Source organism: Sphingobacterium sp. BIGb0165, from assembly GCF_024810095.1.
Taxonomy (GTDB): Bacteria; Bacteroidota; Bacteroidia; order Sphingobacteriales; family Sphingobacteriaceae; genus Sphingobacterium; species Sphingobacterium detergens.
In genome coordinates this window covers 340,039-352,384 of sequence record NZ_JANUEB010000009.1, presented here as the reverse complement: position 1 = coordinate 352,384, position 12,346 = coordinate 340,039, and the positions used below count along the sequence as shown (strand labels likewise).

The 12,346-nt window shown below is 40.0% G+C and carries 5 protein-coding genes; all 5 read left to right on the top strand.

Annotated elements, in window-relative coordinates; translation table 11 throughout:
* Positions 1 to 32: 32 nt before the first annotated feature.
* The 5 genes from M2408_RS21435 (at position 33) to M2408_RS21415 (ending at position 12,336) form a co-directional block, all read left to right on the top strand.
* Complete coding sequence (locus tag M2408_RS21435) at positions 33 to 2,414, top strand: ABC transporter permease (RefSeq protein WP_259186512.1); 2,382 nt, start codon at positions 33 to 35, stop codon at positions 2,412 to 2,414.
* Between the two features lie 90 nt (positions 2,415 to 2,504).
* On the top strand, positions 2,505 to 4,871 hold the full coding sequence (locus M2408_RS21430; RefSeq protein WP_259186511.1) for an ABC transporter permease: 2,367 nt from the start codon (positions 2,505 to 2,507) through the stop codon (positions 4,869 to 4,871).
* Between the two features lie 213 nt (positions 4,872 to 5,084).
* A complete protein-coding gene (locus M2408_RS21425; protein WP_259186510.1) occupies positions 5,085 to 7,475 on the top strand; it encodes an ABC transporter permease in 2,391 nt (796 codons plus the stop codon).
* 35 nt (positions 7,476 to 7,510) lie between these two features.
* Positions 7,511 to 9,895: an ABC transporter permease gene (locus tag M2408_RS21420; protein WP_259186509.1), complete on the top strand. Its 2,385-nt coding sequence runs from the start codon at positions 7,511 to 7,513 to the stop codon at positions 9,893 to 9,895.
* Between the two features lie 50 nt (positions 9,896 to 9,945).
* On the top strand, positions 9,946 to 12,336 hold the full coding sequence (locus M2408_RS21415; RefSeq protein WP_259186507.1) for an ABC transporter permease: 2,391 nt from the start codon (positions 9,946 to 9,948) through the stop codon (positions 12,334 to 12,336).
* Positions 12,337 to 12,346: the final 10 nt, after the last annotated feature.

Sequence of the window (12,346 nt, the reverse complement as noted above, 5' to 3'; positions counted from 1 at the left end):
TACCGTTAATTTTGAATCTAATACAGATCGCAATGATAAAGAATTTCATCAAAACCGCTTGGCGCAGTATTTTTTCCAACAAATTCTATAGCGCTATCAATATCCTCGGGTTAACCGCAGGATTAGTTGTGGGAATCTTCCTATTACTATGGATAAAGGATGAATTGTCCTTTGATCGTTTTCACAAGAATCAAGGCTCGATCTACAAAATTGGGATTGAAGGTGGAACGGGGATCTCAAAACGAATATTTGGATCTATCATTGCCCCAGTTGGGAGTTTTGCTAAGAGAGAAATTCCCGAGGTTCAGGACGCCGTGCGTATCCTTAGGATCGGTGATGCTGCCATAAAGTATAAAGACAAACGATTTAGAGAAAAGAATTTCGCTTTTGTAGATCCCAGTTATTTTAGTGTTTTTGATTTCCCGCTCATTCAGGGCAACCAGAAACAACCTTTTCCCAACAACAATTCGGTTGTTCTTACTGAGACTACCGCCCATCGGTATTTTGGTGATGAAAATCCAATTGGTAAAACGGTGGTATTGGGCATAGAAGATTTATGTGTAGTGAGCGGAGTTATCCCTGACTATCCCGAAAACTCCTCCTTTCAATTTCAGGTACTACTCCCCCTTTCACGGTTTAATGAACAGGCTTACATCAAAAACAAAACCACCTATGACAATAAAACCTATCTGTCATCGATGGATGAAGATTGGTCGAGTTTCTCCTTTGGAACCTACCTGCAGTTGAGACCTGATGCAAACCCCGCTGTGGTGGCTCAGAAATTACAAAAGATACATGAACGCAATAAACCCGAAGATACTCCCGTGCCCTATGTCACACAAGAATTGGCGCAAATGCACCTTTACCAAATGGATGGCAGCGATGGAGGAATTGGTACTGTCCGTATCTTTATCGGTGTCGCATTGATGATTCTTGTTATTGCTAGTATCAATTACATCAACCTCTCCACAGCGCGCTCCTTATCCAGATCCAAAGAAGTGGGTATCCGTAAAATTATCGGGGCCGGAAGAAAGGAGTTATTTTTCCAATTTATTCTGGAGACGACACTGCTCTTCTCGATCGCCGCGACTTTAGCAGTCAGCATTGTTTTTATCTTTCTCCCCTTTTTCAACAATTTCTCGGGCAAGCATATTTCTTTGCAGCTATCTAGTATTGATCTCTGGAGCTATATTTTAATCATGTTGATCGGTACGTTACTATTGACCAGCATTTATCCGGCATTATTACTTTCAAACTTTGACCCGATCAAAGTATTAAAGGGCAGATTCGGAATGAAGAAATCAAATTTTAGAAAGATACTAGTCGTGTTACAGTTTACGGTATCTATTGTTCTCATCACAATGACGATCGTCATCGGTCGACAATTGGAATATATACGCAACAAGAACCTGGGTTACGAAAAGAGCAATATTATAGCTGTCTCAATGGCCCCAAAAATGGCGCAACATTTTGATGCCGTCAAAAGTGATCTCCTGAAAAATAAAGGCGTAAGTGATGTCATTCGACTTGGAAGGGATATGGTATATGGTGGCGGATCGACAGGAGATAACGATTGGGACGGAAAACCCAGCAATTCAAATCTTTGGTTCAGCATTACGCATTCGGATCACTATGCACTTGATTTTTTCAAGATAAAACTGACTCAAGGAAAAAATTTCACCGGCTCAATCGCAGATTCTACACATTTTCTTATCAATGAAACTGCCGTGCGTGAGATGGGATTGAAGAATCCAATTGGTGCCCGTTTACGAATCCGAACTGTTCCGGGAACCATTATTGGTGTGGTCAAAGATTTTAATTACGCAAGTGTACGTCAAAAGATCGAACCTATGGTCTTTCAATTTAGTCCAAAAGATTGCCAGCAGCTTTATATAAAAACAAACCCTACCGGAACCGAATCGGCATTGCATGCGCTGCAACAGATCTGGAAAAGCTACTATGACGATATGCCGATCAGTTATAGTTTTCTGGACGAAAGCTACCAACAGCAATATATGAGCGAGCAAAAACAAGGAACATTGTTTAATTTCTTTGCCATCATAGCGATACTTATTTCTTGTCTGGGACTTCTTGGGCTATGCACGTATACCGCACAACTGAAAACCAAGGAAATTGGCATCAGAAAAGTCCTCGGTGCAACTGTCTTCAATATTATGCAAATGCTGAATAAAGAATTTTTGCTTTTGATCATTATCGCTAATATTATCGCACTTCCTGTCGCCTTATATTTCACTTCGAACTGGTTAGATGGATTTGCCTTTAGAACAACAGTGCCGATAACCATATTTTTAGGTGCAGGCTTCCTAACGATTATGATTGCCCTGTTTACTGTTAGTTTTCAATCGATCAAAGCAGCTATCGCCAACCCCGTCAAAAGTTTAAAAGACGAATAGCTTTTATTCATAAAAAATCAACCCCGTATAATATATTTTGAACAATTAATTAGCACACCGAAATAACAAACATAACCATCAAGTACCGCCATGATTAAATTATTTTTGAAAACCGCTTTACGCAATCTTAAACGCAACCCCTTAAATACGGCAATCAACATTCTCGGATTGTCTTTGGGATTTACGGTTGCTTTGGTGAGCACCCTATGGATCTTGAAACAGTTTTCCTTCAACCACTATTACAAGAATTATGACACGATCCATCAGTTGATGATGACCGGTACTTTCAATAATGAAAAATCCACAGATGGAAGTGCTACTCCTATCCCATTAGCAAAGCTTATTGCATCGGATTTCAAAGACGAAATCCGAGACGTCACATTAATTACAGATGTTGAAAGCAGTAATATTAAGGTGGGTGACAAGAAATTGAATGCCAATGGCTTCTATGCCATGGGCAAATTTTCGGAACTATTCTCGTTCGAATCCGTACAAGGAAATATTTCCACCCCAACCGCAGCATCTACCATGATTATCTCGGAATCATTAGCCAATCGCTTAATGGGGTCAACTGATGTGATCGGAAAAACCATTCAGCTCAACGGAAAAGAGCAATATACGATACAAGGTATTTTTAAAGACATTCCTGAAAACAACACATTTCGCGAACTGGAATATATCCTGCCCTTTGTCGATTACCTCCACAAAAATGAGGGTATCGAAAAAAAGTGGTCAAACTGTTTTTTTAGTACCTATGGTAAGATCGAGAACCCACAAAACATCCCAGGGCTTGAGCAAAAACTAACCAACATCTTTAGAACAAATCTTACAGATATCAACCCTGAGATTCTGTTGCACCCCATCTCCAAATGGAATCTTTATGATTCATTCAAAAATGGTAAAAATGCAGGTGGACAGATTCAATATGTGTGGATGTTTGCCTGGATCAGTATATTTATTCTTTTGCTGGCCAGTATAAACTTTATTAACCTCAGCACAGCCCGAAGTTTAAAAAGAGGAAAGGAAATTGGTATTCTAAAATCTGTTGGTGTAAACCGCCGGCAACTGATTGCCGGATTTCTAGTTGAGTCTATCCTATCTGTATCCTGTGCTTTTCTGATGGCGATTATAATAGCGACCTTGTTTCTTCCATGGATAAATACCATCACCAACACCTCATTGCAAGTTCCATTTATGTGTATTCAGTTCTACCTATACTCCATTTTGGGGATTATCGCTATCGGAGTTCTGGCCGGACTATATCCCGCGCTATTCTTATCCTCTTTTAATCCAATCCTTGCGCTCAAGGGAAAGATGAACATCGGTAGAGGTGGATTCAGTGCCAGAAAAGGAATGGTAATCGTGCAGTTTGCTATTTCCATCTTTCTGATGATTGCAACCTATTTGGTGATAAAACAATTGCACTATACAAAGGATCGTCCGATTGGTTACAAAAGCTCAAACCTAGTGAATGTTACCAGTCGTAGCGAGTTAATTGTCAAAAACTTTGATATCCTGAGAAAAGAACTGATCAATCACCGTTTGATCCAGGACGCTTCCCTTTCTTCTAGTTTCGTTAATCGCCTCTCCTTAACTGGCGGTGGTTTTAACTGGCAGGGGAATGAAACAAAGGAAGGATCCATTATGGGGATTTTCACGATAGACGAAAACTTTGCGAAAACCGTACAATGGAATTTTTTGAAGGGAAGAAATTTCTCCAAAGATTTCAAGACAGATTCCACGGGAATAATCATCAATGAAGCAGCAGCCAAATTTATGGGGGTTACAGACCTGACGAGCAAACAGCTATCCAAAAGAGGTATCAACTATACCATTATCGGTATTATACAGAACACCTTATCCGAATCGCCATTCAAGTCCATTACACCTACTGCCTATTTTCTTGATTTTCTACCAAAAAATAAAATAACACTCAAACTGAATGAACAACAAGATATCAGTCAGACGATGAAAGCAATAGCCCAACAATTCAATCGTTTTGATCCAGATCTCATTTTTGATTATGCGTTCACAGATAAAGAATATGCCAAGCAATTTGAACAAATGGAAATGATCAAAAGCCTGACCAGTATTTTTACGGGGCTTGCCATACTGATTTCCTGTCTTGGGCTATATGCATTGGTCGCATTTCTAACCGAGCAACGCGAAAAAGAAATTGGTATTCGTAAGGTTCTTGGCGCATCAGAGGTTGGTTTATGGAGATTATTGTGCACCGAATACCTCTGGTTGACACTGATCGGTTTTCTTATCGCCGCTCCTCTGGCCTATCTGTTAATGGAAACATGGCTCGACGATTATGTTTATCGCATTTCAATTAGCTGGACAGTATTTGCCTTTACGGGATTAACTGCACTGGGTGTCACCCTAATCACGGTCAGTTATCAAGCCATTAAAGCAGCATTGGCTAACCCCGTGACCACATTACGGAACGAGTAGATCCACATGTTCGGCGACGGACAGCAGACTGTCCGTTTCCGAACATATAACAGGCCATCAAAACAAAAAACCATTTAATAATCAACAAGTTACACTTGTGGCAAACGAATTGAATTAGCTATTTCTATTGTGGCATGACCAGCAAAAGCCTATCCATCTGGATAAACGACTTTGCGGGACAGAAAATTATGAAAAAGTCAAAAACTCAATACGATGGTTAAGAATTACCTTAAAATTGCCTGGCGGAATATCAAAAAAAATAAGGGGTTTTCCTTGTTAAACATGTTTGGCTTAAGTTTGGGCATTACCTGCTTTCTGTTACTGGCAGCCTATATATTTCACGAATCAAGTTATGAACGTTTTTTTCCAAATGCTGACCGTTTAGCTTATTTCAGCCTGACCTATAAGGCACCCAATAGTACCGAAGAGGTAAATTCCAGTGTAACACCAACAGCCTTGGCTCCCACCTTGCAAGCAGAGCTTCCCGAAATCGAACAGGCAACCCGATTATTTGAATATTCCAAAGCCGGAAATGTAGAATCGAAAGACGAAACGACGAAGGAAAAAAAACTGATGTATGCTGATCCTAATTTTTTTAATACATTAGGTTACACATTTATCGAGGGCGATGCAAAACATGCATTAACTGAACCGAATCAAATCGTATTAACCAAAAAACTAGCCGAAAAATACTTCCCAAAACAATCCGCATTAGGAAAAACCTTAGCGATAGATAAAGTCAATTGGAAAGTCTCTGGTGTCATACAAGATTTACCGACAAATACGCAGATAAATTTCACGGCCATTCTTTCCAACAAAGATTTAGCACGCTACAAGCAACCAGAATGGTCTTCGGCAAATGACATTACCATTGCGCTACTAAAAAACAAAGACAGTTTTGGCGCCATTCAACAAAAATTAGATCAGATCACCAAAGCGAAATTTGCCGAGGCAACCAAACAAGGTTATCAATTTAGCTTTTCAATTGAAAAACTAATAGATATTCATCTGCATTCTAAAGCTGCGGGTTCTGGCAACCTGGTATATATCTATATTTTGATGGCTCTAGGAGCTGCGCTTATTATCTTGACGAGCATTAACTTCACAAATTTAATATTGGCACATGCCATCGAACGCAAAAAGGAAATTGGAGTTAAGAAAGTTTTAGGCGCTGCTCGAAAAACGATTTTCTTGCAATTCTTCTTTGAATGTAGTTTGATGGTATTGCTCTCCCTTTCTTTAGGTTTGCTGGCTACATTTCTATTATTGCCCGTATTCAGTTCGTACATGGGAAGCGAAATGCAATTAACAGTATGGACAGATCCTAGGTTCTATGCTATCCTGTTTTTATTTTTTATCCTATTGACACTAATTTCTGGTGGATGGCCAGCCTATTCCATTGCCAGCTCAAAACCAATGTCTATTTTCAAACGGAAATTGGTGGAGAAACAACGCGGGATTTCTTTTAGCAAGGTATTGGTCACCTTCCAATTCAGCATATCCATCTTCTTTATCATCTGCACCCTATTTGCTGGACGTCAAATGCAATTTATACAATCCAAAAATACAGGGCTAGACCGTACGGATATGCTGGTCATCGATGGACAGGGATGGCAGGACAAGGAACGGCAATTATTAAAAGATAAATTGATGCAACTCAATAGTGTTGAGGGTGTAACTGCTTCCTATGACAATCCGGTCAATATTCAGGGCGGATATAGCATTAATGAAGTCGAGGGCCAACCAACCGATTTTGAAATGAATGTGACGGCAATTCCTATCGAAAAAGATTTTGTATCAGTCTTCCGTATTAAAACGCTCGCAGGCGAACCGCTTTCTGACACAGATATTTTGCGTGCACGGGATACCGTATCACCAGAATTCGGTTTTGTGGTCAATACACTTGCCGCATCGGCAATGGGTTTTACACCACAACAGGCAATCGGTAAGAAAATCAATTTAAATGGTCGTAAAGGCAGTATTAAACAAGTTGTCGCCAGTTTTAACTTTGCCTCACTCCACAATGAGATTAAGCCTATTGTACTTTTTCCTGAATACTATTATTTTGGTAATATTTTCATCCGACTCAACCCAAATACACCAATTCAGGACGCAATAGCACAGGTGAAATCGGTCGTGAAAGATATTGATGCGAAAAATCAATTTGAGTATCATTTTCTAAATGATGACTATAGCAAACTCTATTTAAAAGATCAACAGACGACAAAAGTCATGCAGCTCTTTTCGATTATTACAATTGCCATTGCTTGTATGGGATTATTCGCACTATCTGCTTATGCTGTGCAACAGCGTATAAAAGAAATCGGAATCCGCAAAGTATTGGGTGCTTCCGTATTCAAAATCGTCAAGATACTCAGCATTGACTTTATGATACTTGTCTGTTCAGCACTTTTGATCGCCGTACCATTGGGATGGTACGCCATGCATCACTGGATGGACAATTTTGCTTATCACATTACACTGGACTGGTGGATATTTATTATCGCAGGATCGAGCGCACTGCTGGTCTCCTTCATTACAATCAGTTTTCAGACGGTAAAAGCAGCAGTCACAAATCCCATTGACAGTTTAAGGGATGAATAAAATTATCCATTATCTCATATTTCAATAGAAATAATATGATCAAGACATACATCAAAGTAGCCTGGCGGAATTTACTGAAGAACAAAGCTTTTTCGGCCATTAATATCTTTGGTTTAGCCATCGGTATGGCCGGGGCCTTACTTATTGCCCTATGGTTGCAGAATATGCTGGGTACAGACCGCTTTCACGAAAAAAGTGATCGGCTTTATATTATCAGTAACCGCGATACCTACCAGGGTGAATTACAGGCCTGGACAAATACGCCTAAGGTAATGGGGCCAACACTGAAAAGTGATTTCCCCGAAATCGAAAGTTTTACGCGTATCGAGCAGGATGATAAATTTCTAACAAGCTATGGTGATAAAAATCTTGTTTCCAATGCCACTTTTGCCGATCCCGGTTTCTTCAATATGTTCAGCTATCCATTGCTTAAAGGAGATAAAACCAATCTGCTTAAAGATGCCAACTCAGTGGTCATTACCGAAAAATATGCGAAAGCTCTTTTCGGTGATACGGATCCAATAGGAAAAACCATCAAAATAGAATCGAAGTATTTAGTGACCGTCCAGGCGATCGTAAAAGATCCCTCCAGCTATAGCAGTATACAGTTTGATTATTTGCTATCATGGGATTTGGCCAAGAAAATGGGCTTCGTAGATGAAAATTGGTCGAACAATTCAACCTATACTTATGTACTGCTACGGGAAGGCACAACATTGGAAAACTTCAATGCTAAAATTAGACTTTTCAGCCAGAACCATATCAATGTAGGTGATAACGAAATCAAGTCAACAAACGAAATCTTTGCATTTCCATACAAAGACACTTATCTCTACAACAAAAGCGAAAATGGCGCTTATACTGCTGGGCGGATTCAGTTAGTTCATTTATTTACCTGGATCGGTGTTTTTATTTTACTTGTTGCCTGTATCAATTTCATGAATCTCAGCACGGCACGCTCCGAGAGAAGAGCCAAAGAGGTCGGTGTACGTAAAGTAGTCGGTGCACAAAGAAAAAGTCTTATTCTACAATTTATTGTCGAGAGTATCCTGATCAGTATTGGTGCAATGATACTCGCTCTCGTAGCCATCGTATTAATTCTCCCAGCCTTCAATGATCTAGTTGAAAAAAATCTTACCATCTCCATCCTGTCCGGAGATACCTGGTTGTTCTTAATTGGCTTCACCTTGTTGACTGGAGTATTAGCGGGAAGCTATCCTGCATTTTTTCTCTCCTCCTTTAAACCATTGAAAACATTAAAAGGGAAATTGAACACCTACAACAAAGGAATCAGTGTACGCTCGATCTTGGTTGTCGTCCAATTCAGTCTCGCAATTATCTTGGTCATAGCGACCGTCATCGTTTCGCAACAGATCCAGCATACCAAGGATCGGGACCGCGGTTATAATGACAATGGGCTTGCTGCAACCCGATTTACGGGCAAACTTAACGACGGAAAGATCTACCAGACTCTTCGAAATGAATTGTTGGCCAGCAATGCCGTGCTCTCGGTGACAAAAAATATGTCCCCAGTCACGGATCGCTACAGCAATGGTTGGGGCTTCTCCTGGCAGGGCAGTACAGAGAGCGATAAAAGATTTTCCTTTGACCGTTTCAGTACCGACGCCGATGCCGTTAAAACATTAGGCTTTAAACTTGTTGCGGGACGGGACATCGATATATACAAATACCCAACAGACAGTAATGCTATGTTGCTAAGCGAAACAGCGGTCAAACAGATGCGCTTGCAGCATCCGGTTGGGCAAACAATAAACGGTGACGGTCAGGACTGGATCGTCGTTGGGGTAATTAAAGATTTTATCACGGAATCTCCTTTTGCAGCAAGTTATCCAATGGTCGTCTTTGGGCCTAAATCCTGGTTTACAAATATCCACTACCGCTTAAATCCAAACAACAGTACTGCTGCGAACTTGAAAACCATCGAAGCTATCTTTAAAAAATTCAATCCAGAATATCCATTTGAGTATAAATTCATCGACGAAAATTTTGAAGCTAAATTCAAAGAAACGCAGTCCATTGGGACGATTTCAATGCTATTTTCAGGCTTGACCATTTTTATTTCCTGTCTTGGTCTACTCGCTTTGATCGCATATATGGCTGAGACACGTATGAAAGAAATCGCAGTTCGCAAGGTCCTTGGAGCAAGTTTGACACAGGTAACTTCCTTGCTGTCGGTAGACTTTATTAAATTAGTGATTATTGCTATCCTGATAGCCTCACCCATCGCTTGGTGGGTAATGGACAAATGGTTGCAGGATTATAGCTACCGCATCCAGATACAATGGTATTATTTTGCTTTTGCCGGACTGATGGCAATATTAATCAGTATGGCAACTATAAGTTATCAAGCCATTAAGGCCGCACTTAGCAATCCGGTGAATAGTCTGAGGAATGAGTAAGTTGTAAACTGTAATAAATAGTTATCAAATTTTAAACCAATAAAGCAACAATGAATACATTTAAACTTACATTACGAAGCATTATTAAAAATAAGCAATATGTCTGGATAAATATATTCGGTTTGAGCGTGGGCTTAACACTTTGTCTTCTAGTGTCTGCACTCGTTGTTGAAGAAAATTCTTATGACAAAAGTTGGAAAAATGCAGATCGTCTCTTTCGGATCGTAACCCTTGATTCAACTGCGGGACTAGAGCACCAGATGTCTCAAACTTTTGTGAATCTAAGTTCTGAACTAAAGCGACTATTTCCGGAGGTTCAGAATGAGAGCTATATAGAATCGACAGACATCTATCTAAAAACGGCTAAAGAGTCAACACAATCCATTGCGATACCTGCATTGGAAGCAGAACCAAACATACTGAGCCTGCTTGACATCAAGATCCTTGAAGGAAGCCCTAGTCAGCTCATTCAAGGAAAAACAAACCTGCTCGTTGACAGCGAATTCAAAGAAAAATACTTTAAAGGTGAAAATGTGATTGGAAAAGTGATCCAAAGTGCCGACCCATATTCCAATAAAACATACGATTATGTAATTACAGGGGTTATGGAGAAGCTTCCCTACAATTCCACCTTACGGACTTCGGCCATTGTCCTATTACCCAAACTGGCAATGGAACTGCAAAGGGATGGCTCAGGTTATTATAGACAACAGTTTTTGCAGTTGAAATCCGGAACATCAATACCAGACTTCGAGAAAAAAATAAACAGTTGGTATAAGGGGTTTCTCAACCCAGGGGTCAAAAACACGACATCTTTTCGTCTACAGCCCATTCACGACATCTACATGGAACCGTTGAGAGATAACAAAATCAGTGGCAACTCAAAAACAACTAAAATATTTGTCGGTGTTGCTATTTTGGTATTGATCATCTCCTGTATCAATTTCATAAATATTTATGCCGTAAGAACAATTAAGAAATTAAAAAACCTGAATATACATAAAGTACTTGGGGCCAGCAGGAACCAAATAATCTGGCGCTTATTATTGGAGACAGTATTGATCTTTTTTACCTCAGCCTTAATTAGCGTAATACTCTTTAAAGTCTGCCTACCGCAACTTGAGAATTTTCTAGGATACGATCTCGCTTATGTGAGATCCAGCCAAGCAATGTTACTCCCATACTTTTTGATTATAGCTGTCCTGCTGGGACTTTTGGTCGGGTTCTATCCCGCTTGGTTAATCTCAAGGATTAAAAGTTCGGATGCGCTCAAAAACAAACTGTCAAAGGTTCCTAAAGGAGAAATACTGATCAAAAAAGTACTCATTTCAATTCAATTTAGCATTTCAATTGTTGTCCTCATCGGACTGATCACCATTAAATCACAGCTGACCTATATTCAGTCTTCGCCTTTGGGGATACAAGTAAAGAATATCTTTAATGCGACCTATTTTAATATGGGAACACATAGTACCGCTGTGAGAGACGAGATCAGTCGACTTTCAGGAATTGAAGCTGTCAGCATCGCAGCATGGACTCCAAGTCAGGGGTCTGGTTATATGGCAAAAACGATTGCCGACAAAAATAACCCCGAAAAAAATATTCAGGTGAGTTTTATCGGTGGGGATTCAAATTTGCCCAAGACATTGGGAATACAGTTGGTCAAGGGAAGACTGCTGACTCCCGAAGACTACGCACATGTCGAAACCGACGAACCCAAAGATGAAGACAATATCAACAATGCCCTTATTACCGAAAGCACTGCAGAACAACTGGGGATAGACAAGCTCAACGTATTGTATAAAGACCTACAAATTATTCCTGTGGGCATTGTCAAAGACTTCCACAGTGAGTCCTTTCACAAAAATAAGGTACCAACAGTCATCCTAGCCAAAGAATTTGACCGCGGCAATATCCTGATGAAAGTCAAGGAAGGACAGGAACAGCAAACCATCCAATCGGCCTTGAAAATTCTCCAAAAAACCTATCCAGATAAACTAATTTCATTTAACTGGGTGGACGATTTAATAGCTAAACAGTATGAGAAGGAAAACAAGCAAGTACAATTATTTGCCCTATTCAGCGCATTGACATTATTGATTTCCGCACTTGGTATCACTGGCTTAATCATGCAAAGCCTAGAACAACGCACCAAAGAAATAGGTATCCGCAAAGTTCTGGGAGCTTCGGTTACTGATATTTCACATCTTTTTTCGAAAGATTATTTGACCTTGATCGTTCTTTCCGTTTTAGTTGCCAGCCCAATAGCTTGGTATTTTTCTCATAAATGGCTCGAAGACTATGCCTATAAAATAGAAGTGCAATGGTGGTTCTTTATTACCGCCAGCCTCTCAGTTTTATTTGTCAGTATAATTACTGTAAATATTCAAACGATCCGGGCAGCGTTAGTCAACCCTGTTGATAGTTTACGGGACGAATAACATAAATACT

What these genes read in the sequence shown, in the direction of transcription:
- M2408_RS21435 (WP_259186512.1), top strand. Translation starts at nt 33, where the DNA reads ATGATAAAGAATTTCATCAAAACCGCTTGGCGCAGTATTTTTTCCAAC.
- M2408_RS21430 (WP_259186511.1), top strand. Translation starts at nt 2,505, where the DNA reads ATGATTAAATTATTTTTGAAAACCGCTTTACGCAATCTTAAACGCAAC.
- M2408_RS21425 (WP_259186510.1), top strand. Translation starts at nt 5,085, where the DNA reads ATGGTTAAGAATTACCTTAAAATTGCCTGGCGGAATATCAAAAAAAAT.
- M2408_RS21420 (WP_259186509.1), top strand. Translation starts at nt 7,511, where the DNA reads ATGATCAAGACATACATCAAAGTAGCCTGGCGGAATTTACTGAAGAAC.
- M2408_RS21415 (WP_259186507.1), top strand. Translation starts at nt 9,946, where the DNA reads ATGAATACATTTAAACTTACATTACGAAGCATTATTAAAAATAAGCAA.